Annotated in this window: 20 protein-coding genes and 1 tRNA gene; 15 read left to right on the plus strand and 6 right to left on the minus strand. The window is 59.3% G+C overall.

The features are described 5' to 3' along the window. The first annotated feature begins 243 nt into the window (after nt 1-243). The 8 genes from scpC to AGR7B_RS01775 all read left to right on the plus strand — a co-directional run bounded on the left by scpC (nt 244) and on the right by AGR7B_RS01775 (nt 9,272). The gene (scpC, locus tag AGR7B_RS01740; protein WP_080855878.1) at nt 244-1,740 is read left to right on the plus strand and encodes a succinyl-CoA:acetate CoA-transferase ScpC; all 1,497 of its coding nucleotides are present in this window, start codon (nt 244-246) and stop codon (nt 1,738-1,740) included. A gap of 186 nt (nt 1,741-1,926) precedes the next feature. Beyond that, nucleotides 1,927-3,249 carry an alpha/beta hydrolase gene (locus AGR7B_RS01745; RefSeq protein ID WP_080855879.1) on the plus strand — a complete coding sequence of 441 codons (1,323 nt, stop codon included), beginning with the start codon at nt 1,927-1,929 and terminating at the stop codon, nt 3,247-3,249. A 129-nt stretch (nt 3,250-3,378) separates the two neighbouring features. Continuing rightward, entirely contained in the window at nt 3,379-4,416 is a 1,038-nt protein-coding gene (locus AGR7B_RS01750) for a 4-hydroxyproline epimerase (protein ID WP_080855880.1), read from the plus strand. 113 nt (nt 4,417-4,529) lie between these two features. Continuing rightward, nucleotides 4,530-5,567, plus strand: coding sequence for a dihydroorotase (pyrC, locus tag AGR7B_RS01755; RefSeq protein WP_080856948.1), 1,038 nt, complete (start codon nt 4,530-4,532; stop codon nt 5,565-5,567). A gap of 164 nt (nt 5,568-5,731) precedes the next feature. After that, complete coding sequence (locus AGR7B_RS01760) at nt 5,732-6,430, plus strand: orotate phosphoribosyltransferase (RefSeq protein WP_003520012.1); 699 nt, start codon at nt 5,732-5,734, stop codon at nt 6,428-6,430. 100 nt (nt 6,431-6,530) lie between these two features. After that, nucleotides 6,531-7,457 (plus strand): carbohydrate kinase family protein, encoded by a 927-nt coding sequence (locus tag AGR7B_RS01765; protein WP_080855881.1) that lies wholly within the window; start codon nt 6,531-6,533, stop codon nt 7,455-7,457. A 124-nt stretch (nt 7,458-7,581) separates the two neighbouring features. Further along, nucleotides 7,582-8,547: an acetylxylan esterase gene (locus AGR7B_RS01770; RefSeq protein WP_080856949.1), complete on the plus strand. Its 966-nt coding sequence runs from the start codon at nt 7,582-7,584 to the stop codon at nt 8,545-8,547. Then, nucleotides 8,544-9,272: an esterase family protein gene (locus AGR7B_RS01775; RefSeq protein WP_080855882.1), complete on the plus strand. Its 729-nt coding sequence runs from the start codon at nt 8,544-8,546 to the stop codon at nt 9,270-9,272. Before AGR7B_RS01770 ends, AGR7B_RS01775 begins: the two co-directional genes overlap by 4 nt. Nucleotides 9,273-9,332: 60 nt before the next feature. On the opposite strand, the gene pgi is transcribed toward AGR7B_RS01775, so the two are convergent. Together pgi and AGR7B_RS01785 are read right to left on the minus strand one after the other, a co-directional pair. Further along, a complete protein-coding gene (pgi, locus tag AGR7B_RS01780) occupies nt 9,333-10,958 on the minus strand; it encodes a glucose-6-phosphate isomerase (protein ID WP_080855883.1) in 1,626 nt (541 codons plus the stop codon). Nucleotides 10,959-11,097: 139 nt separating this feature from the next. Then, a complete protein-coding gene (locus AGR7B_RS01785; RefSeq protein WP_065654545.1) occupies nt 11,098-12,810 on the minus strand; it encodes a long-chain fatty acid--CoA ligase in 1,713 nt (570 codons plus the stop codon). Nucleotides 12,811-13,169: 359 nt separating this feature from the next. On the opposite strand from AGR7B_RS01785, the gene AGR7B_RS01790 reads away from it, so the two are divergent. The 6 genes from AGR7B_RS01790 (at nt 13,170) to AGR7B_RS01815 (ending at nt 21,020) form a co-directional block, all read left to right on the plus strand. Further along, the gene (locus tag AGR7B_RS01790) at nt 13,170-14,225 is read left to right on the plus strand and encodes an ABC transporter ATP-binding protein (RefSeq protein ID WP_080855884.1); all 1,056 of its coding nucleotides are present in this window, start codon (nt 13,170-13,172) and stop codon (nt 14,223-14,225) included. A 149-nt stretch (nt 14,226-14,374) separates the two neighbouring features. Beyond that, nucleotides 14,375-15,391 (plus strand): extracellular solute-binding protein, encoded by a 1,017-nt coding sequence (locus tag AGR7B_RS01795; RefSeq protein ID WP_080855885.1) that lies wholly within the window; start codon nt 14,375-14,377, stop codon nt 15,389-15,391. 73 nt (nt 15,392-15,464) lie between these two features. Continuing rightward, nucleotides 15,465-17,141, plus strand: a complete 1,677-nt coding sequence (locus AGR7B_RS01800; RefSeq protein WP_080855886.1) for an ABC transporter permease — start codon at nt 15,465-15,467, stop codon at nt 17,139-17,141. A gap of 179 nt (nt 17,142-17,320) precedes the next feature. Further along, nucleotides 17,321-19,510 (plus strand): TonB-dependent siderophore receptor, encoded by a 2,190-nt coding sequence (locus AGR7B_RS01805; RefSeq protein WP_080855887.1) that lies wholly within the window; start codon nt 17,321-17,323, stop codon nt 19,508-19,510. A 109-nt stretch (nt 19,511-19,619) separates the two neighbouring features. Further along, on the plus strand, nt 19,620-20,501 hold the full coding sequence (locus tag AGR7B_RS01810) for a helix-turn-helix domain-containing protein (protein WP_162934015.1): 882 nt from the start codon (nt 19,620-19,622) through the stop codon (nt 20,499-20,501). A gap of 126 nt (nt 20,502-20,627) precedes the next feature. Then, a complete protein-coding gene (locus AGR7B_RS01815) occupies nt 20,628-21,020 on the plus strand; it encodes a PRC-barrel domain-containing protein (protein WP_020810556.1) in 393 nt (130 codons plus the stop codon). 82 nt (nt 21,021-21,102) lie between these two features. Here AGR7B_RS01815 and AGR7B_RS01820 read toward each other — a convergent pair whose 3' ends face one another. Together AGR7B_RS01820 and AGR7B_RS01825 are read right to left on the minus strand one after the other, a co-directional pair. Continuing rightward, nucleotides 21,103-21,345 (minus strand): DUF982 domain-containing protein, encoded by a 243-nt coding sequence (locus AGR7B_RS01820; protein ID WP_065654540.1) that lies wholly within the window; start codon nt 21,343-21,345, stop codon nt 21,103-21,105. A 317-nt stretch (nt 21,346-21,662) separates the two neighbouring features. Next, nucleotides 21,663-21,821 (minus strand): YqaE/Pmp3 family membrane protein, encoded by a 159-nt coding sequence (locus AGR7B_RS01825; protein WP_020811433.1) that lies wholly within the window; start codon nt 21,819-21,821, stop codon nt 21,663-21,665. Nucleotides 21,822-22,083: 262 nt separating this feature from the next. Here AGR7B_RS01825 and AGR7B_RS01830 point away from each other — a divergent pair, with 262 nt between their 5' ends. Next, entirely contained in the window at nt 22,084-22,347 is a 264-nt protein-coding gene (locus AGR7B_RS01830; protein ID WP_078051301.1) for a hypothetical protein, read from the plus strand. A 98-nt stretch (nt 22,348-22,445) separates the two neighbouring features. Here AGR7B_RS01830 and AGR7B_RS01835 read toward each other — a convergent pair. Then, nucleotides 22,446-22,521, minus strand: a tRNA-Thr gene (locus tag AGR7B_RS01835). Nucleotides 22,522-22,657: 136 nt separating this feature from the next. After that, the gene (locus tag AGR7B_RS01840) at nt 22,658-23,620 is read right to left on the minus strand and encodes an NAD(P)H-dependent flavin oxidoreductase (protein WP_080855888.1); all 963 of its coding nucleotides are present in this window, start codon (nt 23,618-23,620) and stop codon (nt 22,658-22,660) included. Nucleotides 23,621-23,736: the final 116 nt, after the last annotated feature.

A 23,736-nucleotide genomic window follows, 5' to 3' on the forward strand; every position in this document is an offset into this window, starting at 1 on the left:
TGTTGTCGGTGGTGAGGGAGAGATTTTTGACGATTGCAAGGCTGCGGTGGTGAGAAGGCCCCGCGGCCTGTCGCGCCGATGCGCCACTTCTGGTTTGTTGAACGGGATGTGATGCGTCGGAACCATGGTTCCGTGCGCACCCTTGATCTATGTCAGTTTCATCGATGAAACTGCACGTCATAGTCGCCGAAAGGTGGCCAGCCGAATGCCGTGCCATCGTGATGACAGATCATGGAGAATTGCATGCTTGAAAAGCGTATCCGCAACGCGTCCCTCTTGAACAGGATCGTCAGCGCCGAAGAGGCCGCCAGTCTCATTCAGGACGGCATGACGGTGGGCATGAGCGGCTTTACGCGGGCCGGCGAAGCGAAGGCGGTGCCGCTGGCGCTGGCCGAGCGCGCCAAGACGAACCCCATGAAAATCACCCTGATGACCGGCGCCTCCCTCGGCAACGACCTCGACAAGACAATGGTCGAGGCCGGCATGCTGGCGCGCCGCATGCCGTTCCAGTCGGATCCGGCTTTGCGCAAGGCGATCAATGACGGGAAGGTGATGTTCATCGATCAGCACCTTTCCGAAACGGTCGAGCAATTGCGCGGCGGCCAGATTCATGGGGTCGATATCGCTATCGTCGAGGCGGTGGCGATCACGGCGGAAGGCGGCATCGTGCCCACCACTTCCGTCGGCAATTCCGCAAGCTTCGCCATTCTGGCCGATAAGGTCATCGTCGAAATCAACCTGTCGCAGCCCGAGGTGCTGGAGGGGTTGCACGACATCTTCATTCCCGCCAGACGCCCGACCCGCATGCCCATTCCGGTAGTGGCGACGGATAGCCGTGTCGGCCTGCCATTCATTCCGGTGCCGCCGGAAAAGATCGCCGCCATCGTGCTGAGTGACAAGAGTGACAGTTTTTCAACGGTGCTGCCGCCGGATGACGAGACGAAGGCCATTGCCGGCCATCTCACCGAGTTCCTGCTGAACGAAGTGCGTCACGGCCGCATGACCCATGAACTCCAGCCGCTCCAGGCCGGCATCGGCACCATCGCCAATGCCGTGATGCACGGTTTCATCGATACGCCGTTTCACGATCTCAAAATGTATTCGGAGGTCCTGCAGGATTCGACTTTCGAACTGTTTGATGCGGGCAAGCTGACTTTCGCCTCGGGGTCGTCGATCACGCTGTCTTCCGCCATGAACGAGCAGGTGATGCCGCGACTGGCGGAATATAAGAGCAGGCTTATTCTGCGGCCGCAGGAGGTCAGCAACCACCCGGAAGTCATCCGCCGCCTCGGCATTATCGGCATCAACACGGCGCTGGAATTCGATATCTATGGAAACGTCAATTCCACCCATGTCGGCGGAACGCACATGATGAACGGCATCGGCGGCTCGGGGGATTTCGCCCGCAACGCCTATATGTCCATCTTCGTCACCAAATCGATCGCCAAGGGGGGGGCCATTTCAAGCGTCGTGCCGATGGTCAGCCATGTCGATCATACCGAACATGATGTCGATATTCTCGTCACCGAAATCGGGCTTGCCGATCTGCGTGGGCTGGCGCCTCGCGAGCGCGCGGCGGTCATCATCGCAAACTGCGTGCATCCTGATTATCGCGATTCGCTGACGGATTATTACCGGCGGGCGGTGGCGCGGGGTGGACATACGCCGCATCTCATCGAGGAAGCGCTCTCCTGGCATGCGGCTCTGCGCGAAAGGGGCACGATGCTGCCGCAGAAATAGGCCTGCATTTTAGAAGGCGCCCCGTTGCCGGTGTGACAGCCGTGCTATTGGGTCCGTTTGGACACACCGGGGCGGAAATTGTCCGCTCCGGTGCTGTGGTTGCTGGCGCGGCGGTTCCGCCTCCGGTAGAAAATCCTCTCCCCCGGCTGCTGTCCGGCTGCCTCTGGGTTGTAGGAGAGTAACGTGATGCCCATTCGCTTCGTGGCCATGATCGCCATTGTCGCCCTGCTCGCCGGCTGCGGGGGGCGTCCGATTGGGGTCATGACGCCGACCGGGCAGACCGTGGCGGGAACCACGCCGGTCAACCTTCTGGTCGCCACCACCCGCGCGCCATCGGAAAACGCCGCCGTGCTTTTTGGCGGCGAGCGTGGAACGGGTCTGAAGGTGGATGCGGTGACGGTTTCCATTCCGCCCAATGCCAACCGCAAGGTGGGGCAGGTGCAATGGCCGAAGAAACTGCCGCCGAACCCGCTGAAGGATTTCACCACGGTTGCGGTGGAGCCCATTCGCTCCGAAGCGGAGACACGAAGCTGGATCAGCAAGCATATCCAGAAAGACCGCCGCGTGCTGGTCTTCGTGCATGGTTTCAATAATCGTTACGAAGAATCCGTCTATCGCTTCGCCCAGATCGTCCATGATTCCGGCACGGATGTCGTGCCGGTGGTCTTCACCTGGCCGTCGCGGGCGAGCATTTTCGATTATAATTACGACAAGGAAAGCACCAACTACTCCCGTGATGCGCTGGAAGAAATGCTGACGCGACTCGCCAAGGACAAGTCCATCGGCGAGGTCACGGTCATGGCCCATTCCATGGGCACCTGGCTTGCGGTGGAGGCGCTGCGCCAGATGGCCATCCGCAATGGCCGTGTCGATTCGAAGATCAGCAATGTCATTCTCGCCGCGCCGGATCTGGATGTGGACGTGTTCAGCCGGCAGTTCGCAAGCCTCGGCAAAACCACGCCGAAATTCACCCTGTTCGTTTCGCAGGATGATCGCGCTCTCAGCCTGTCCCGCCGCATTTCCGGCAATGTCGATCGTCTCGGCCAGATCGACCCATCGGTCGAACCCTATCGCAGCGAGCTTGAAAAGGCCGGCATCACCGTTCTGGATTTGACCAAGCTGCAATCCGGCGACCGCCTGAACCATGGAAAATTTGCCGAAAGCCCCGAGGTTGTCCGGCTTATCGGCGACCGCCTTATCGCCGGGCAGACGGTGACGGATTCCGATGTCGGCTTGGGTGAGGCGCTGGGTGCCGTCAGCATCGGCGCTGCGCAAACCGTCGGGACGGCGGCGAGCGTCGTGGTCAGCGCGCCGATTGCGGTCTTTGATCCGCGCACGCGTGAAAATTACGGCAGGCAGGTGGAACGGCTCGGCCGCTCCGTGGAAAATACCGTCGGATCGGTGGGCGATACCGCCGGTTCCGTGGTGGACGATCAGGCTGTTCAGTCATCGAGAGTGAATTGCGAGGCGGCCCCCAATCGAAACCGGGCAGAGTGCCGTAACCGATAGACCAAAGATCAAGAGCGAGATGGTGAAACCGGAAGCGGTTTTCATCATCTCACTCTCGCAGATTTGTATACAGCTTGTATTTTTGTATGTATGGTCGGGTCAACAACCCAACTTCCGGAGTAGACCACCATGCGTTGGAAACGCACCCTCCAGCTTCTCGATGTTCATTGCGAAGGCGAAATCGGCCGTGTCGTCACCGGCGGCGCGCCGAAAATTCCCGGCAATACGGTGGCCGAACAGCTTCACTGGATGAACACCGATCCGCAGGGAGAGGCGCTTCGTCGCTTCCTGACGCTGGAGCCGCGCGGCACGCCGATGGGGTCGGTCAATCTACTCCTGCCGCCGAAGCACCCGGATGCGCACGCCGCCTTCGTCATTCTCCAGCCGGACCAGGCGCATGCCAGCTCCGGGTCCAATTCCATCTGCGCGACGACGGCGCTTCTGGAAAGCGGCATGGTGGAAATGCAGGAGCCGGAAACCGTTATCATCCTCGAAACGGCGGCCGGTCTGGTCAAGGCCACAGCCACCTGCCGCGACGGTCGTTGCGAAAAGGTCAAGCTGACCATGGTGCCATCCTTCGTGCATGAGCTGGATATCAGCATCGACACGCCCGAATGGGGCAGGGTGACGATGGATATTTCCTATGGCGGCATTTTTTATGCGCTGGTCGATGTCCGCCAGATCGGCCTCACCATCGAAAAGGCCAATGCGGCAAAGCTGGTCTCGGCGGGCATGATCCTGAAAGATCTGGTCAACCGCGAAATGACCGTCGTTCATCCGGAAATTCCGGCCATTTCCGGCGTTGCCTATGTCATGTTCCGCGATGTGGATGCGGATGGCTCCATCCGCACCTGCACCACCATGTGGCCGGGCCGGGCGGATCGCTCGCCCTGTGGCACCGGCAATTCGGCCAATCTCGCCACGCTATATGCGCGCGGCAAGGTGAAGGTGGGAGACGAGTATAAATCCCGCTCGATCATCGGTTCGGAATTCGATGTCGGCCTTTCCGCCGTCACCGAGGTGGCCGGCCGCCCGGCTGTCATCCCCACCATTGCCGGACGCGGCTTCACCTTCGGCCTGCATCAGGTGGGTCTCGATCCGTTTGATCCGCTGGCCGATGGTTTCGCGATGACCGATGTCTGGGGTCCGGAAGCGGGCAACATCTGAAGCGTGCTTTAAAAAAATGCCATTTACAGCCGCCGGATGGACTTTGGCGGCTGTTTTCCCGCGGCAAAAGATGCTAAGCGGGCGCCAATTCCGTCATGCTCCGAGGTATCCCGATGAAGTCGCTCACCCTGCGCCGCCCTGATGACTGGCACCTGCACCTGCGTGATGGGGCAATGCTGGAAGGGGTGATCGGGGATACGAGCCGCCATTTCGCCCGCGCCATCATCATGCCGAACCTGGTGCCGCCGGTCGTCACCACGGCCGATGCCCGCGCCTATCGCGAACGCATCGTCAAGGCCATTCCCGCGGGTGACCGTTTCGAGCCGCTGATGACCCTCTATCTGACCGAGGACACGCAGGCCGACGATGTGGAAGAGGGCAAAAAAAGCGGCCTCATCACTGCCGTAAAGCTTTACCCGGCGGGTGCGACCACCAATTCCCATGGCGGTGTGCGCGATTTCAACAAGGCCATGCCGGTTCTGGAACGCATGGCGAAGATCGGCCTGCCGCTTTGCGTGCATGGTGAGGTGACGACGCCGGAAGTCGATATTTTCGACCGCGAGAAGGTGTTCATCGATACGGTTCTGGAGCCTCTGCGCCAGCGCCTGCCGGAACTCAAGGTGACGATGGAACACATCACCACCCGCGATGGCGTGGATTACATCAAGTCGTCCAAGGCCAACATCGCCGGCTCCATCACCACCCATCACCTCATCATCAACCGCAATGCCATCTTGGTCGGCGGTATCAAGCCGCATTATTATTGCCTACCCGTCGCCAAGCGCGAAGAACACCGGCTGGCGCTACGGGCTGCCGCGACTTCGGGCGATGCACGCTTCTTCCTCGGCACGGATTCCGCTCCGCATGTGGACCCGCTGAAGGAATGCGCCTGCGGCTGCGCCGGCATCTATACCTCTATCAACACCATGAGCTGTCTTGCCCATGTCTTCGAGGACGAAAACGCCCTCGATAAGCTGGAAGCCTTCGCTTCGCTCAACGGCCCGGCCTGGTACGGTCTTGCGCCGAACGAGGAGACGATCACGCTGGTCAAGCGCGAGGAAGCGGTGGCCTTTCCTGAAAAAATCGAGACGGGCGCCGGGCCGGTCACCGTGTTCGATCCGATGTTCCCGCTCCATTGGGATGTGAGTTGATTTTTTAACCGCCGGCACTGCCGGCGGTTTTGTTATGGTCCTCAGGCATTCGCCCTTCGGCGCCGCCTGCGGATGCCTGCAATGCTGAACCGAGACGTTGTGCTTTCCGAAAACCGATCCGGGTTTTCGGAGCGATAAACCAAGGCCGAAAAAGGAGAACGCCTATGAACCATTTCACATTCACTGACCGCGCCGTCGTTGCGGAACTGGTTGCGAAGATGTTGTGGGAAATCAAGGCGGTCCATTTTAATTCGGAAAGCCCCTACACCTTCGCTTCGGGCATGAAGAGCCCGGTGTACATCGACATGCGCAAGCTCATCTCGTTCCCGCGCATCCGCTCCGCCGCCATGGATTTCGCGGCGGCGGCGGTGATGCGCGAGGCCGGTTTCGAGAAGTTTGACTGTGTGGCAGGCGGCGAGACGGCGGGCATTCCCTTTGCCGCTTTCCTTGCCGAGCGCCTCGGCCTGCCGATGATCTATTGCCGCAAGAAGCCGAAAGGCCATGGCCGCAACGCCCAGATCGAAGGCCATATGCCGGAAGGCGCCCGCGTTCTCGTCATCGAGGATCTGACGACGGCCGGCGGCTCGATGTTCACCTTCATCGACGCCATCCGTGCGGCGGGCGGCATTGTCGATCACGGTATCGCGCTGTTCTATTACGGCATCTTCGAAGAGGCTGAAGCACGCTTCGCCAACGGCAATGTCAAGCTGCATTACCTGACCACCTGGCGCGATGTTCTGGCGGTTGCCCGGGCTGAAAAACTGTTCGACGAAAAGACCCTCTCGGAGGTCGAAGCCTTCCTCGATAACCCGCTGCCATGGTCGGCAAAACGCGGCGGTGTCAGCGAATTGCCGCAATCTTAATTTCGGATGCGGCCAGCCCGGTTTTGCGGCTGGCCTTCCGATCGATCTTCGTCTAAATCGATTTAAGTCCATTTGATTTGCTGTTTTGAGGAGGACCGTAATGATCCTGTGTTGTGGTGAAGCCCTGATCGACATGCTGCCCCGGCAGACGACGCTGGGTGAGGCGGGTTTTGCCCCCTATGCAGGCGGAGCGGTCTTCAACACGGCGATTGCGCTTGGGCGTCTCGGCGTTCCATCCGCCTTCTTCACGGGTCTTTCCGATGACATGATGGGCGATATCCTGCGGGAAACCCTGCGCGCCAGCAATGTCGACTTCAGCTATTGCGCCACCCTTTCGCGGCCGACCACCATCGCCTTCGTGAAGCTGGTGGATGGCCATGCGACCTATGCCTTCTATGACGAAAACACCGCCGGGCGGATGATCACCGAAGCGGAGCTTCCGGCACTGGGCGCCGATTGCGAGGCGCTGCATTTCGGTGCGATCAGCCTCATCCCGGAGCCTTGCGGCAGCACCTATGAGGCGCTGATGACGCGCGAGCATGAAAGCCGTGTCATCTCGCTCGATCCGAATATCCGCCCCGGCTTCATCAAGGACAAGCAGTCCCACCTGGCCCGCATCCGCCGCATGGCGGCCATGTCGGATATCGTGAAATTCTCGGATGAGGACCTTGCCTGGTTCGGGCTGGAAGGCGATGAGGACACGCTTGCCCGCCACTGGCTGCACCATGGCGCGAAACTCGTCGTCGTCACCCGTGGCGCCAAGGGCGCGGTGGGGTATAGCGCCAATCTCAAGGTTGAAGTGGCCTCCGAGCGGGTGGAAGTGGTCGACACTGTCGGCGCGGGTGACACCTTCGATGCCGGCATTCTTGCCTCGCTGAAAATGCAGGGTTTGCTGACCAAGGCGCAGGTTGCCTCGCTGACGGAAGACCAGATCAGGAAGGCTCTGGCGCTCGGCGCGAAAGCGGCCGCTGTCACCGTTTCGCGGGCCGGCGCGAATCCACCCTTTGCGCATGAAATCGGTTTGTGATGAGCGCGGTTGAACCATTTTGAAAAGGTGGTTCAACACTCTTCGCGGCTTTAGAACCGTAAAAAACCGTTATTTCGATATTATGAAGCTTGTGTCCGCTGTTTTTTCACGAAACAAGCATCGCATGAGCCCTCCCAAGTCCCATCCTTTCGATTTTGACCCGACCTATGGCATGCAACGCGAGCAGCTGCTGGCCATTACCCCGCCCGAAGCGCCGCCGGGCTTTGATGATTTCTGGAAAAAGCGCTATCGCCGCGCGCTCGCCACGGATCCCCGGCCGGTGCTGCGCAAGAGCAGGCTCACCGACCCCCGCTGGCATGTCCTTGATATGACCTACACCTCCACCGGCGGTTTTCGCATCGGCGGGTGGCTGCTTTTGCCGCGCGAAGGGCAGGTGCGCCGCGGCCTCGTTGTCGGCCATGGTTATGGTGGGCGAGGGGAACCCGATTTCGACGTGCCGGTGGAAGAAACGGCCGTGCTGTTTCCCTGTTTTCGCGGGCTTTCGCTGAGCGCCTGTCCGCCGATTTCGTCCGACCCGTCGCTTCATGTTCTCTATAATATCGACAGGAAAGACGATTACATCATCGGCGGCTGCGTCGATGATCTGTGGGTTGCCGTTTCCACGCTCATCAGCCTCTATCCGTGGCTGGAAGGGCAGGTGGGTTATAGCGCCATCAGTTTCGGCGGCGGCATCGGTGCCCTGGCCATCCCTTTCGACGAGCGCATTGATCGCGGCCATCTTGTCGTGCCGACATTCGGTCACCGGCCGTTCTGGCTGACGTTGCCCACCGTTGGCAGCGCGGATGCGGTTCAGACCTATCAGAAGACCCATGCCAATGTGCTTGAGACGCTTCGCCTGTTCGACGCCGCCATTGCCGCCACCCGCATAAAAGTGCCGATGCTGGTCGCACCCGCGCTTTTCGATCCGGCGGTCGCGCCGCCCTGCCAGTTCGCGGTGGCCAATGCGCTGCCGAAATCAAAATTTAATGAAATATTCATCCTCGACGCCGGGCATTTCGATTACCCTGACAGCGCATCGCAAGATGCGGTCCATAAGGACAAGGTCAGACGGTTTTTCAAGGTGCCATGAAACGCGAATATCTCCGCTGGTATAGTCAAAGGCTCCATCGCGACATGGAGCTGTTAATATTCGGACATTCCGGCGCCAGGGTGATGATGTTTCCCACCCGCGACGGGCGTTTCTTCGAATATGAGGAACTGGGCCTTGTCAGCAGTCTGGCCGACAAGCTGGAGGCGGGCCACCTTCAGCTCTATTGCATAGAGGGGCTTGCCAGAGAGACCTTCTACGCGGCCTGGCATCATCCCGCCGATCGCATTCGCCGCCATGCCGCCTTCGAAGAGTATATTCTGAACGAAGTGCTGCCGCTGATGGCCGAGAAAAACCCGAATAGCGATACGATCGTGCAGGGTTGCAGCCTGGGTGCGTTTCAGGCCGCCAGTCTCGTTTTTCGCCACCCGCATCTTTTTCGCAAGCTCGTCGCCTTTTCCGGCCGTTACGATCTGACGATGAAGGTGGAATTCTTCGGCGATCTGTTCGATGGCTATTACGACGACGACATCTATTTCCACATGCCGAGCCATTTCCTGCCGGGCCTCGCCTGCCCATGGCGGCTTGAACACCTGCGCCACATCGACATGGTTTTCACCATCGGCGATGCTGACCCGTTTCTGGACAACAACCATCATCTGAGCCGGGTTCTATCGGAGAAGCAGGTGGGGCATCAAATGCATGTCTGGGATGGCCGCGCCCACCGGGCCGGAGCGTGGCGCAAGATGGCGGCGCTTTATATTTAAGGCCGCCGCATAAAAAAGCCGGAGGTGTCTCCGGCTTTTAGATTGCGGTCGTAACGTCACTCAGCCTGCCAGACCGGCCAGCGCCTTCACCAGTCCCTGCGTAGAGCTGTCATGGCCGGCAGCGCTTTCCTTGCCTTCCACGACCGGCAGCAGGCCGGTCGCCAGTTCCTTGCCCAGCTCCACGCCCCATTGGTCGAAGGAGTTGATGCGGAACAGCACACCTTCGACGAAAACGCGGTGCTCGTAGAGCGCGATCAGACGGCCAAGCGCGAACGGCGTCAGCTTGTCGTATACGAAGGTGATGGAGGGGCGGTTGCCGGTAAAGACGCGATGCGGCGCGATGAAATCGGCGAGTTTGTCTTCCATGCCCTTGGAGATGAGCTGGGCTTTTGCCTCAGCCAGCGTGCGGCCCTTCATCAGCGCTTCCGATTGCGCCAGGCAATTGGCAATGAGAAGCTGGTGCTGGTGGCGCAGTTCGGGCTCGAAACCGTTGGCGGCGATCATGAATTCGGCCGGAATGACGCTCGTGCCCTGGTGGATGAGCTGGTAGAAGGCGTGCTGGCCATTGGTGCCGGGCTCGCCCCAGACGACCGGGCCGGACTGGCCTTCGACGGGCGTGCCGTCGATAGTGACGCCCTTGCCGTTCGATTCCATGTCGAGCTGCTGCAGATAAGCCGGGAAACGCGACAGACGCTGGTCATAGGGCAGGATCGCCCGGGTCGGATAATTCAGCACGTTGCGGTTATAAAAGCCGATGAGGCCGAGCAGCATCGGCAGGTTTTCACGGATCGGCGCTTCGCGGAAGTGCCTGTCCATGGCATGCGCGCCATCCAGGAACTTGCCGAAATTATCCGGCCCGATGGCGATCATCAGCGGCAGGCCGATGGCCGACCAGATCGAATAACGTCCGCCAACCCAGTCCCAGAAACCGAAGATGCGGTCGCTTTCGATGCCGAAGGCGGCAACCTTGTCCAGCGCGGTGGAAACGGCGGCGAAGTGATGCTTGACAGCTGCCTCACCCAGTTTCTCGGCAATGAAGCGGCGCGCAGTGGCGGCATTCGTCATCGTCTCGATGGTGGTGAAGGTCTTCGACGCGACGATGAACAGCGAGGTTTCCGGGTCGATAAGCTTCAGAGTATCGGCGATATGGGCGCCATCGATGTTCGAGACGAAATGCGCACGCGGGCCGTCATGGAAAGGCGCAAGCGCCAGCGTCGCCATCACGGGGCCGAGGTCGGAACCGCCAATGCCGATATTGATGACGTCGGTAATCTTCTTACCGGTCGCACCCTTCAGCGAACCGGAGCGGATCGCATCGGCAAACTTGCCCATGGCGGTGAGAACGGCATTCACGTCAGGCATCACATCCTTGCCGTCCACGAGAACCGGCGTATTGGAACGGTTGCGCAGCGCGGTATGCAGCACGGCGCGGTCCTCGGTGAAGTTGATCGCCTTGCCCGAGAACATCTCCTCGCGCTTTGCCTCGACGCCACCTTCGCGTGCGAGCTGTTCGAGAAGCGTGACGATCTCTTCGTTCACGGCGCATTTGGAATAGTCCATCAGCAGGTCATCGAATTTGGCGCTGAAACGGCTGAATCTCTTGTCGTCGGCCGCAAAGGCGGCGCGAAGATCGGTTGCGGCTGTGCTGCTCGCCGTTGCTTTCAGTTTTTCGATGGTGGCCTGCATCTTGTGCTCCTCGGCTTCCGTGGAAGGATGAGGAAACTATTCTTTTTCAGGCGGCCAAATCAAGGCGACTTTGATAAAAGAAAAGGGCCGGGACGAAAGAAAGAGCCGGTCGCCCGGCTCTCCCCATTGCGCGAGACAATCAGTTCAGATTGCGCAATTCGCGCCGCAAGATTTTGCCGACATTCGATTTCGGCAACTCGGTGCGGAACTCGATGATTTTCGGCCTTTTGTAGTTCGTCAGGTTCTTGGCGCAAAAGGCCTTGAGCTCCGCTTCCGTGAGCGACTGGTCCTTCTTGACCACGAAAAGCTTGACGGTTTCGCCGGAATGTTCATCCGGAACACCGATTGCGGCGCATTCCAGCACGCCCGGATGGCTGGCGGCCACTTCTTCCACCTCGTTCGGATAGACGTTGAAACCGGAAACGAGGATCATGTCCTTCTTGCGATCAACGATCTTGGTGTAACCGCGCTCGTCCATGAAACCCATGTCGCCGGAACGGAAGAAGCCGTCGGCGGTCATGGCTTTTGCGGTTTCATCCGGCCGCTGCCAATAGCCTGCCATGACCTGCGGCCCGCGAATGCAGATTTCGCCGACTTCGCCTGTCGGCAGGCTGTTGCCGTCCTCATCGCGAATATCGATTTCGGTCGAGGAGATAGGCAGGCCGATGGTGCCGCTGAATTCAGTGGAATCGAGGCGGTTGACGGTGGCGACCGGGGACGTCTCGGAGAGGCCGTAGCCTTCTGCAATCGGGCAACCGACGATGGAAAGCCAGCGCTCCGCAACGGGCCTTTGCACCGCCATGCCGCCGCCGAGAACCAGAATAAGCGACGACAGATCGAGCTTGCGGAAATCCTCATTGTTCATCAGCGCGTTGAAAAGCGTGTTGATGCCAGGGAAAACATGCGGCTGATAATGCGTCAGCTCCTTCACGAAGCCGGGAATGTCGCGCGGATTGGCGATCAGCAGATTATGACCGCCGAGCGCAATGCCCATCAGCGAATTCACCGTCAATGCGAAGATGTGGCAGAGCGGCAGCGCGCAGATGAAGTTGAGAACTTCCGGGCGGTCCTTTCGGCCATTGAAAGCGGCGTCCAGCCACAGGCTGATCTGAAGCTTGTTGGCCAGAAGATTGGCATGGGTGAGAACCGCACCCTTGGATACGCCGGTTGTGCCGCCGGTATATTGCAGGAAGGCGATGTCCTGCGCCGTGAGGCTGACCGGCTTCAGCGAAAATCCCTGGCCTTCCTTCAGCATCGCCTTGAAGCTGATGGAACCGGGAATGGTGTAGGCGGGCACCAGTTTCTTGACCTTGCGAACCACCAGATTGACGATATGTCCCTTCAGGCCGAGGAGATCGCCCATCGCCGCGACGACCACATGCCGCACCGCGGTTTTCGGCACCGCCTGCTGAGCTACATGGGCGAAGTTTTCCAGAACGAAGATCGCCTTTGCGCCGGAATCCTTGAGCTGATGTTCCAGCTCGCGCGGTGTGTAGAGCGGATTGACATTGACCACGATCATGCCCGCCCGCAGGATCCCGTATACCGCGACGGGATTTTGCAGGATATTCGGCATCATCACGGCAACCCGGTCGCCTTTTTCCAGCCCTCTGGATTGCAGCCAGGCAGCGACCGCGCGGGTTTCAGCGTCCAGTTCGCGATAGGTCAGGGACTTTCCCATGCTGGAAAAGGCCTTGCGGTCGGCAAATTGCACACAGCTCTTTTCGAGAAGTTCGACAAGGGAGGCATGGGCGGATGCGGGGATTTCGGAAGGTACACCCGGCGGATAGGATGCCAGCCAACGCTTCTCTGCGCTGACGTTTTCCGGGTGTCCCAGGGACAGTTCACTCATGCTTCTCCTCCCAGAGTCTTTGTCGCGCCGCGCATTCCTTGAAACGCGTGAAGGGCGCTTTCGGCTGCCTGATGTTCACGAAGCTCCCGCATTCAGCCGGCCCAATCGGCCGGGTTGAGGGAACCTCATGTGGCGTCACCGGATCGACCGCTCCTCTCGCTCCCCGGTGACGAATGATAGACGCCTAATCCCTTGACGTCTATCTCGTCGGCAAAACCTATTTAACTCTAACGTAAACGTCAATATTGCTGCCGCACATCTCGCCAACTCGTGAAGGGAAAAGCATTTTGCCCGGCTTTTTTGACTTTAATCCTGATTTGAGCGATCAACATAATTCGCAAAGCAGGGCAGGATTGGAAATGGCAGGCAGGGCAGCGCTTGAACTGAAATCGGTCGGGAAGAGATTCGGCGAGACGGAAGTGCTGTCCGATATCGATCTTTCCGTCGAACGCGGCGAAATCATTTGTCTGGTGGGGCGCTCCGGCTGTGGAAAATCGACCCTGCTGCGCATCGTGGCGGGCGTGGAGACGCCGGACCACGGCAGCGTTTCCCTGAATGGTGCTGCCGTTGCCGGTCCCGCTGTTTTCATCGAGCCGGAAAAGCGCAATATCGGTTTTGTCTTTCAGGATTATGCGCTGTTTCCGCATCTGACCGTCGAGCAGAATGTGATGTTCGGTCTTCGGTCTTTGCCGAAGGTGGAAGCCCGCCGCCGCGCCGCAGAGATGATCGAACATGTTCACCTGCAGGAGCTGGCGAAACGTTATCCGCATACGCTTTCGGGTGGCGAGCAGCAGCGTGTGGCGCTCGCCCGCGCGCTTGCCCCGCAGCCCGGCCTGCTCCTGATGGACGAACCCTTTTCCAATCTGGACAGGGGATTGCGCGACAGCGTGCGCGAGGAAACGCTCGGCCTGTTGCGGCAACTGGGCACGACGGCGATCATGGTGACGCATGATCCGGAAGAGGCGCTTTCGGCAGGTGACCGCGTGGTTCTGATGCAGCGCGGGCGCATCGTGCAGAGCGGCACGGGTTACGAAATCCACGATCATCCCAAGACCCGTTATGCCGCCGATTTTTTCTGCGCCTTCAACAAGATCGAAGGCCGGGTAAAACAGGGAAGAGTCGAAACGCCGCTCGGGCTTCTGGGCGATGCGTCCGATCTGCCTGACGGTCTCGCCGCCGTTGCCTATGTTCGCCCAAATGCGATTTCGATCATCGAGGACGGTGCGGCGAAAGAAGGAATTGCCGGCGAAATATCGAGCCGTGTCTTCCTCGGGGAAATCGAGCAGCTTGGCATAGCCGTGCCCGGACTGTCGGCCGATCTGCGTGTGAGGACAATGCAGCGCACACCCGCCCGGACGACGGCGGTGCGCTTCGGTATCGACCCCAAGGGCGTGCTGATATTTACTGCAAGTTGAGTGAGCGGATTTGTATGTTTATTTCCGCTCCATTTTCAACTCTTGGTGATCGAATCCGCCCGAAAAACAGAGAAATAAAACTTGATTTGGGTCATCAGGTATGATGTCTGCTCCCTCTATATTGCCGCTATCGGAGAGGGAGACAAAACATGACGAAATTTACCAGATTTGCCCTGCTTGCCAGCACGGTTGCCTTTGCAGCTGGAACGGCCAGCGCTGCGGAACTCAACATTTACACCACCCGCGAACCGGGCCTGATCCAGCCGCTGCTGGAATCCTTCACCGCCTCGAGCGGCGTCAAGGTCAATACCGTGTTCCTGAAGGACGGTCTTGCCGAGCGCGTTCTGAGCGAGGGCGCAAGCTCGCCTGCCGACGTTCTGATGACGGTGGATGCCGGCAACCTCGTCGATCTCGCTGAAAAGGGCGTCACCCAGGCGGTCGAATCCGAAACGCTGACCAAGGCTATCCCGGCTGAACTTCGCGACGCCAAGGGTCATTGGTTCGCGCTCTCCATGCGCGCCCGCGTTCTTTATGCGGCGAAGGATATCGATCTCGCCTCCTTCAACTATGAAGATCTGGCGGATGCGAAGTGGAAGGGCAAGGTCTGCATCCGTGCCGGCCAGCACCCCTATAACACGGCGCTTTTTGCCGACTACATCGCCCATTACGGCGCTGCGGACACCGAAAAGTGGCTTGCCGGCGTCAAGGAAAACCTGGCCCGCAAGGCAGGCGGCGGCGACCGCGATGTCGCCAAGGACATCCTCGGCGGCATTTGCGATATCGGCATCGCCAACTCCTATTATGTCGGTCTGATGCGCTCGGGCAAGGGCGGCGAGGAGCAGGTGAAGTGGGGCGACGCCATCAAGGTGGTTCTGCCGACCTTCAAGAACGGCGGCACGCAGGTCAATATCAGCGGCGCGGCCGTGGCCAAGAATGCACCGAACAAGGCGGAAGCCGTGAAGCTGCTGGAATATCTCGTCTCCGACGAAGCCCAGAAGATCTATGCTGAAGCCAACTACGAATATCCGGTCAAGCAGGGTGCGGCTCTCAACGAGATCATCGCTTCCTTCGGCACGCTGAAGATCGATAACAAGCCGCTGACGGAAATCGTCTCGCACCGCAAGCAGGCGAGCGAGCTGGTCGACAAGGTCGGTTTCGACAAGTAAGGGCCAATCAGCGATAACATGGTGGAAGGCGTTCGCATTCGCGGGCGCCTTTCCGCGCATTTTCTAAAAGCACATGAATCCAGACGCCATCCAGCCATTGACACCTCGTGCCCGAGCCAGGTTTTCATCCTCCTTCTGGTGGCTGTGCCTTTCCGTGCTGGCGGTCTGCGGCGCCATGGTGCCGGTTCTGGCGCTTGTATCGCAGGCGTTGCAGGGTTCTGAAGGCCTGTGGGCGCATCTCGGCTCGACCGTGCTCTGGACGGCGCTTCCGGATACGGCGATCCTTCTCGCCGGGGTCGGGTTGCTGGCCGGCGTCGTCGGAACCTATGCCGCCTGGCTGGTCACCGCCTATGATTTTCCCGGCCGCAAAATATTGGAATGGGCGCTGCTGCTGCCGCTGGCCATGCCCACCTATATCGTCGCTTACGCCTATCTGGATATTCTGCATCCCATAGGACCGGTGCAGGGCGCGATCCGCTGGCTGCTCGGTTATTCCAGCCCGCGCGAATTTCGCCTGCCGGACATAAGGTCCATGACGGGCTGCATCGTCCTTCTCGGCTTCGTGCTGTTTCCTTATGTCTATATTCCCGTGCGCGCCATGTTCCTGACACAGGCGGGCAACCTGCTGGAAGCGGCGCGCACGCTCGGCGTTTCCAGACGCGCGGCCTTCTTCAAGGTCGCGGTGCCGCTGGCGCGCCCGGCGATTGCGGTCGGCATCAGCCTTGCCTTGATGGAAGCGCTGAACGATATAGGCGCATCGGAATTCCTCGGCGTCCGCACGCTCACCGTTTCCGTCTACACCACCTGGGTCACGAAATCCGACCTGCCGGGTGCGGCGCAGATCGCGCTTTCCATGCTGTTCATCGTTGTCGCCCTCGTGGCGCTCGAGCGCTGGGCGCGACGCAAGCAGCGTTATGCCGTTTCGGCGCAGAAGAGCAGGGAACTGGAGCCGCTGCGGCTCAACGGCCTGAAAGGCTGGGCCGCTTTCGTACTCGGCGGCCTGCCGGTCCTGATCGGCTTTGTGGCGCCGGCCAGCTATCTCGTCATCGAGGCATGGAAACGGTTCCGTTTCAGCGGCCTCTCCGCCCGCTTTGCCGATGAGGCTCTGAACACCATCGTCTTTGCCGGACTGGCGACGGTTATCACCCTTATCTTCGGTCTTGCGGTTGCTTACGCCATGCGCCTTGCACCGGGACGTCTATCCCTCTGGTCCTACCGGCTTTCGACGGTCGGATATGCGGCCCCCGGCACGGTCATCGCCATCGGCGTGCTGATCGCGCTTGGCGGCTTCGACGGGTTTGTCGACCAGACCATGCGTGACTGGTTCGGCATCTCTACCGGCCTCATCTTCATCGGCAGCGGTGCCGCGCTGATCTACGCCTATTCGGCGCGTTTCCTCACCATTGCGGCGGGCAGCGTGGATGCTGGCCTCAGCCGCATACCGCAATCCTTCGATCACGCTTCGCGAACGCTCGGGCGATCCGCGACGCAGACATTCCGCCAGATTCATCTGCCGCTATCCAAGGCGTCGCTTGCGGCAGCGGCGCTGCTGATCTTTGTCGATTGCGTCAAGGAGCTTCCCGCCACGCTTCTGTTGAGGCCGCTGAATTTCGAAACCTTCGCTACCCATCTTTATGGCGAAGCGGCGCGCGGCACCTATGAGGAGGCGGCAATCGCAGCGCTGGCAATCGTCGTCATCGGCATGCTTCCGGTCATGCAGCTTGCAAGGATCGGCCGGCGCAAGGGTTGATATCGAAGCCCTGTCCGATAAATCACGGGCGCAAAACTGTGCGAGAGGCCAATAAGCTTCAAATCCCGCCAGAAAACGACAAGCATCCTGCCTTAATCCTGATGTAAATACTCAGCTTAATTGAGGTGCCGCGGCCTGTCGAATTTGGACATCGGCCGCGATCTGTTTCGGGGCATATCTTGAAAAATTTGCATGGGATGTTTTTGAGCCGTCTGGCTTTGGGCACGGCCGCCGTTCTTTTGCTGGCGCCAGCGATGGGCCACGCGCAGGACACGACCGTTCTGCAGCAGATCACCGTCGAAGGGCAGGGCGCGGAAAACGCGACGGGTCCGGTCCGGGGTTATGTCGCGAAGAAAAGCGCGACCGGTTCGAAAACCGAGACGGAAACCAGGGATATTCCGCAATCCGTCTCGGTCGTCGGCCGCCAGGAAATGGATGACCGCGGCGCGGTGACGAAAATCGACGAGGTGCTGCGTTACACCCCGGGTGTGACGGCGGAGCCCTTCGGCACCGACCCGGACACGGACTGGATTTACATCCGTGGTTTTCAGGCCACCCAGACCGGCGTGTTTCTGGATGGTCTGAACCTGTTCAGCTACGGTTTCGGCGGTTTCCAGATGGATGCCTACGGTCTGGAGCGCGTGGAAATTTTGAAAGGCCCGGCCTCGGTGCTTTATGGCGGCGCCAATCCCGGCGGTATCGTGCAGATGGTCCGCAAGCGCACGCAGGATGAGCCGGTGCGCGAAACGGAAATCGGCATCAATAATTTCGGCAATGCCTTCTTCGGTTTCGATCTCGGCGACAAGGTCGATGGCGAAGGCGTGTGGAAATACCGCGTCACCGGCAAGGTTTCCGGCGGCGATAATTACACCGATTATTCCGAGGATTTGCGCGGCTTCATCATGCCGCAGATCACCTTCGAGCCGGACGCGCAGACAAGCGCCACGCTCTACGGCTATTTCTCGGCGCTCGATCAGGTTCATATCGGCAACGGCTTCCTGCCCTATGTTGGCACCGTGGTCGACGCGCCCTTCGGCAAGCTCGACCGAAAGGCGTTTTATGGCGAGCCGGATATCGACAATGGCCGCGTCTACCAGTCCATGGTGGGCTACGAGGTCAGCCACGAATTCGACAATGGCTGGAAGATCAGCCAGAACGCCCGCTATGGCCACCTCTACAAGCACGAAACCGGACCCTATGCCGGGGGCTGGGCCAATACAGATGCAAACGGCCAGCCGATCCTCGATGCCACCACCAACGACTATATGCTGACCCGCTTCGGTTATGATGGCGTGTCGAAAGTCGACAGTTTCGGCGTGGATAATCGGGTCGAAGGCCAGTTCGATACCGGCGCGGTCAATCACTCTCTGCTCTTCGGTCTCGACTATAAATATTACCGGCTGGACCAGGTGCAGGCCTGCTGCGGATCGAATGCCATCGGTGCGCGCAACCCGATCTATGGCTCGACGCAGGGAACGAATTTCGTTTATGCCGACAATATCGTGACCCAGCAGCAGATCGGCATCTACGCGCAGGACCAGCTGCGTTTCGGCGATGGCTGGCTGGTCACGCTCAATGGCCGTTACGACTATGTCGACACGGAACTGAACAACAGGCTGCCGGCGGGCCTCTCCCGTCGCTCGAATGACGATGCGTTGAGCGGCCGCGCCGGTCTCGCCTATGAATTCGACAATGGCCTGACACCCTATGTCTCGGCGGCCACTTTCTTCAATCCGCTCATCGATACGCTTGCGGATGGCACTCCCGCTTCGCCGGAGGAGGGACACCAGTTCGAGGCCGGTATCAAATATGAGCCGACCTTCTTCGATGGCAGCATCACGGCCTCCGTCTTCAAGCTGGTGAAGGACAATGCCATCGTTTCGTATACGGCCGGTGGTGTGACCACGAGCGGCCAGTTCGGGCAGGTGGAATCCACTGGCCTCGAGCTGGAGGCCAAGGCCAATCTCACCGACAACTGGAAGGCGATCGCCTCCTATTCCTATACGGATCTGGAGATTACCCGCGATGCCAATCCTAACCTTATCGGCAAATCGCCATGGATCGTGCCCGCTCACACCGCCTCGTTGTGGCTGGACTATGCCTTTACCACGGACGCGCTGGAGGGCCTCAGCCTCGGCGGCGGCGTACGGTATCAGGGCAAATCCTGGGCGGATGAGGCAAATACGTTGCGCGTTCCGGATGCTGCCGTCTTCGACGCCGCAATCCGCTATGAGAAGAACGACTGGACCGCATCGATCAACGTCGCCAATGTCTTCGACAAGGAATATGTGAAGAGCTGCGCCGGCGTCTCCGTCTGCGGCTGGGGCGATAGCCGCACCATCACCTTCAAGCTTTCCAAGAAGTGGTAAGACTTGGCTGAAGGCCGGCAGTTGCGGGGAAAGCAGTTTGCCACTATAAACATGAATAGATTTATCATGTTTATAGTGGCGCCATGGCGCCCTGCGGGATCGAGAGGCCATGGCTTTCCGCGTGCGGATGGAAAATGAGATCGAGGGTTTTGCCGTCATCGGTGGGCCACGCTCGCGGGTCTGGAACGGCATCGTCGCCGATCTCTGGGATGTGCGTTGTGCCCCGAAGGCCGGCGGCCGTTATGTCGGCAAGGATCCGCGTTTCGTTTTCCTGCTGGATATGGACGGGACGGATGACGGCCGGTTCATGATGAACCGCTGCCGTCGCGACAATTACGGGTCGTCCAAGGCGAACCGTATTTCCTTCGTGCCCGCCGATCTGGATGTGCATGCCGAACTGAGCAACGTCTCCTTCGTGCGCCACCTCGATCTGCATTTCGATGCAGGATTGCTGGGTGCCCGGCTGGTACAGGGCTTCGACCCGCACAGCCTGCTCGATCCGCATCTGATGTTCGAGGATGAGCGCCTGCTGGCGCTGGCGCGACTGATTGCCGCCGAATGCGACAATCCCGATCCGCTGCATGACCTTTATGGCGAAAGCCTCGTGCTGGCGCTATTGACGGATTTCCTGAAAGTGAAGCGGGAACCGGTCAAAAAGCGCAGCAAGCTCGCTGCCTGGCAGTTGAGGGCGGCGACGGATTACATCCGCGAACATTGCCTGCGGTCGATCCGGCTGGAGGAGCTGGCGGAACTCACCAATCTGTCGCAATCGCATTTCAGCCATGCCTTCAAGGCCTCCACCGGCGTGCCGCCCCACCAATGGCAGATGCAGGCGCGCATTGATCACGTCAAGGAACTGATGATGGGGACCGACATGGCACTGACCGACATCGCCATTGCCGCCGGGTTTTCGGATCAGGCGCATTTCTCCCGTGTCTTTCGCAAGATGGTCGGTGTTTCTCCCTCCGTCTGGCAGAAAATCCGCCAATAAGGTCGTTTTGTTCCATTCTCCTTCAAAAAATTCCCGCCGAAGCCCCTGAAACGCCGCGGAACGAATTGTCCGTCGAGGGGTTTACCAGACGTGACACAAACGAGGAAAATCAAGGAGGAAAGGCACATGATGCATCAGGAACCCCGCGCCGGACAGGACCCCTATGTCAAGGATACGCCGAGCCTGATCGCCAGCGACAAGGTGGAAGGCACGCGTGTTTACGGCGCCGACAGCAAGCATATCGGCTCGATCCAGCGCATCATTCTCGAAAAGCGCGGCGGCCGCGTTGCCTATGCGGTCTTGAGCTTTGGCGGCTTCCTCGGCATCGGTGACGACTATTATCCGCTGCCCTGGGAAAAGCTGCATTACGACGAAGAACTCGACGGCTACCGCATCGATCTCACCAAGGAAGAGATTGAAAATGCGCCGCACTTCGCCAATCTCGACGATAACGATCTGCTGAACGCCAAGGACCGCAAGGTCTATGATTATTACGGCGTCGCACCCTATTGGATGTAAAGCGCTTCCGGCCGTTCGATCGCCGAACGCGTCGTAAATAAAAGAACGGCTCCTTTTCAGGAGCCGTTTTCTTTTGGGTGCGTCAATGCGGGTTTTTCTGCATCTCGGAAACCGCGTCGGTGAAGCACTTGCGTGCTTCTTCGGGCGATTTACGTCCGTCAAGGGCGGCACGGCAGGCGCTTCTCGCTCTCACAAAGCTCAATCCGCCAGTTTTGGGCCAGCCTTCGGTCAATAATGTCAACGCTTCGAAGGGGCCGGCGATGACGCTCTTGCCATTCGCCTCGAGATTGACCTCGACAGGCTCTGTCCATCTCTCGTTCTTCATCGTGCACCTCCCAGAGCAACGCGATCCCGAAATACACCCGACAGCGAAGCAACCCATGAACGCAGTCGTGTGTCACTACTGCTTAGGATATGCGCAAGCGATCGAATTGACAACGGGGATCAGCGGAAGCCGAAAAACGACAGGATCGCCAGAACGATGACGACGAGGCCGACGATGTAGATGATCTGGTTCATGATTTTCTCCTTCGCTGATGTCATCACCATAACGTGAGGAAGAAGACGAGGTTCCAGCAGCCAATGAGAATTTAATCACGTACTAAAATGTTGCGGACGTCCGATCGCCGGTAAGAGCGGATATCACCTCCGCAGGATCACCCAGATCGCGTGGATAATGCCGGGAACATAACCGCACAGCGTCAGGAGAATATTAAGCCAGAAATGCAGGCCGAGCCCGACCTGAAGAAACACGCCGACGGGCGGAAGGATGATGGCGATCAGGATACGAATGACGTCCACGATGAGAGCTTTCAAGTTAACCAAACTAGACAATCAACGTGAGTGGAGCCCGGTTGGTTTCAGCGTGACGACGAATACCTACCTTCCATCGGTGTAGCCGGCAGCCGGAAGCCGCCAATTCTGATGAACCCACTCCCGTATGACGCATCAGGTCAGAGCGACCGGTATCATTCAGCCCTCGTTCAGGCCTGCCGCATCACTCTTCCTAACGGAACCGAGGACACGGACAGACGTTGAGGTCCGTTAGTGGGGAGATGAGTTCATGAAGATTCTAACCGCAGCAATCTGCCTCTTGTCGGTTGGCATCCTGAGCGGATGCGTTGACGATGGCGGCTACCGCACGGGCGGATATTATTCGTCCGGCGTCTATTATCGAGCTTATGATCGAGACAGATATTACCGCGACTATGACCGCCGGAACTGGCGGCAACACAGAGAGTGGCGGGATCGCAGGGAATGGCGCGGTGACTATCGCCACCGCCCGCGCCCACCGTATTACGGTCAGTACGGCGTGATTGTTCGTTAATCGCGGCGCTTTTATCTCGCGGGTCTGCACGGCCGGCCCTATGTCTCGGGCTGGTCCTGACAGCGCGTGTCTATTCGGATAATAGTCTGTGAGAAAAATGGTGCCGCTTACGTGACTCGAACACGTGACCCCGTCATTACGAATGACGTGCTCTACCAACTGAGCTAAAGCGGCCCGATTGTGACCCGTTTGTTGCGGATCAGCTTCATGGCGGGCTGATACAGGCAATGCCGATGGATTTCAAGCCTTGAATGTGCTGGTTTTGAAATTTCCGCAAAAAGCTTTGCCTGTCCATTGTTTGCCGGAGACGTCAGCCTTTCCCGCAGATGCGCTTTTTGGCCGTTTCATATTCATTTGCCAGACGATCGACGAGCGCCGCCACCGGTTCCACCGCCTTGACGGCGCCGATGCCTTGCCCTGCGCCCCAGATGTCTTTCCAGGCCTTGGCGCCGCCGGAGACCGTTTCGAAGTCCATTTTCGAAGGATCGGCCTCGGGCAGATTGTCGGGATCCATGCCGGAGGCGACGATCGAGCTTTTCAGGTAGTTTCCGTGTACGCCCGTGAAATAGTTCGAATAGACGATATCCTTGGCCTGCGCGTCCACAATCGCCTGCTTGTAGCCTTCGGAAGCGCGCGCTTCCTCGGTGGCGATGAAGGGGGAGCCGATATAGGCCATATCCGCGCCCATGGCCTGTGCCGCGAGAATGGAGCCGCCATTGGCGATGGCGCCGGCCAGCAGCAGCGGGCCGTCGAACCATTCGCGGATTTCCTGAACGAGGGCGAAGGGCGAAAGCGTGCCCGCATGTCCGCCGGCACCCGTCGCCACCGCGATCAGCCCATCCGCGCCCTTGCGAATGGCGGAGCGGGCATGGCGGTCGTTGATGACGTCATGCAGCACGATGCCGCCATAGGAATGCACGGCCGCATTGACCTCCGGCACCGCGCCAAGCGAGGAAATCACCACCGGCACCTTGTATTTAACGCAAAGGCCGAGATCGTGCTCCAGCCGCCGGTTGGACATGTGCACGATCTGGTTGACCGCGAAGGGCGCCGCCGGGCGCTCCGGATTGGCCCGGTTGTGAGCGTCAAGCTCCTCGGTGATCATTGCCAGCCACCCGTCGAGCTGGCTTTCAGGCCGCGCATTAAGCGCCGGGAAAGCGCCGATGACGCCTGCCTTGCATTGCGCCAGCGTTAGCTGCGGATGTGAAATGATGAATAGCGGTGATGCTATGACCGGAAGACGCAGATTGTCTTTCAGCACGGACGGTAGCATGTCTCCTCCCACGAATTACGTTTACGCGCACGTAAGTCAATATCGCGTTCAGCAGCAGATTGAAAGCGAAAACAGCGTGGCATTCGCCTCTCGAATCTGCGTTCGTAGCGCCACAA

Origin of the sequence: Agrobacterium deltaense RV3 (assembly GCF_900013505.1) — a bacterium.
GTDB lineage: Bacteria > Pseudomonadota > Alphaproteobacteria > Rhizobiales > Rhizobiaceae > Agrobacterium > Agrobacterium leguminum.

Coding starts and splice junctions, on each gene's coding strand:
- scpC (WP_080855878.1), top strand. CDS start 244: ATGCTTGAAAAGCGTATCCGCAACGCGTCCCTCTTGAACAGGATCGTC.
- AGR7B_RS01745 (WP_080855879.1), top strand. CDS start 1,927: ATGCCCATTCGCTTCGTGGCCATGATCGCCATTGTCGCCCTGCTCGCC.
- AGR7B_RS01750 (WP_080855880.1), top strand. CDS start 3,379: ATGCGTTGGAAACGCACCCTCCAGCTTCTCGATGTTCATTGCGAAGGC.
- pyrC (WP_080856948.1), top strand. CDS start 4,530: ATGAAGTCGCTCACCCTGCGCCGCCCTGATGACTGGCACCTGCACCTG.
- AGR7B_RS01760 (WP_003520012.1), top strand. CDS start 5,732: ATGAACCATTTCACATTCACTGACCGCGCCGTCGTTGCGGAACTGGTT.
- AGR7B_RS01765 (WP_080855881.1), top strand. CDS start 6,531: ATGATCCTGTGTTGTGGTGAAGCCCTGATCGACATGCTGCCCCGGCAG.
- AGR7B_RS01770 (WP_080856949.1), top strand. CDS start 7,582: ATGAGCCCTCCCAAGTCCCATCCTTTCGATTTTGACCCGACCTATGGC.
- AGR7B_RS01775 (WP_080855882.1), top strand. CDS start 8,544: ATGAAACGCGAATATCTCCGCTGGTATAGTCAAAGGCTCCATCGCGAC.
- pgi (WP_080855883.1), bottom strand. CDS start 10,958: ATGCAGGCCACCATCGAAAAACTGAAAGCAACGGCGAGCAGCACAGCC.
- AGR7B_RS01785 (WP_065654545.1), bottom strand. CDS start 12,810: ATGAGTGAACTGTCCCTGGGACACCCGGAAAACGTCAGCGCAGAGAAG.
- AGR7B_RS01790 (WP_080855884.1), top strand. CDS start 13,170: ATGGCAGGCAGGGCAGCGCTTGAACTGAAATCGGTCGGGAAGAGATTC.
- AGR7B_RS01795 (WP_080855885.1), top strand. CDS start 14,375: ATGACGAAATTTACCAGATTTGCCCTGCTTGCCAGCACGGTTGCCTTT.
- AGR7B_RS01800 (WP_080855886.1), top strand. CDS start 15,465: ATGAATCCAGACGCCATCCAGCCATTGACACCTCGTGCCCGAGCCAGG.
- AGR7B_RS01810 (WP_162934015.1), top strand. CDS start 19,620: ATGGCTTTCCGCGTGCGGATGGAAAATGAGATCGAGGGTTTTGCCGTC.
- AGR7B_RS01815 (WP_020810556.1), top strand. CDS start 20,628: ATGATGCATCAGGAACCCCGCGCCGGACAGGACCCCTATGTCAAGGAT.
- AGR7B_RS01820 (WP_065654540.1), bottom strand. CDS start 21,345: ATGAAGAACGAGAGATGGACAGAGCCTGTCGAGGTCAATCTCGAGGCG.
- AGR7B_RS01830 (WP_078051301.1), top strand. CDS start 22,084: ATGAAGATTCTAACCGCAGCAATCTGCCTCTTGTCGGTTGGCATCCTG.
- AGR7B_RS01840 (WP_080855888.1), bottom strand. CDS start 23,620: ATGCTACCGTCCGTGCTGAAAGACAATCTGCGTCTTCCGGTCATAGCA.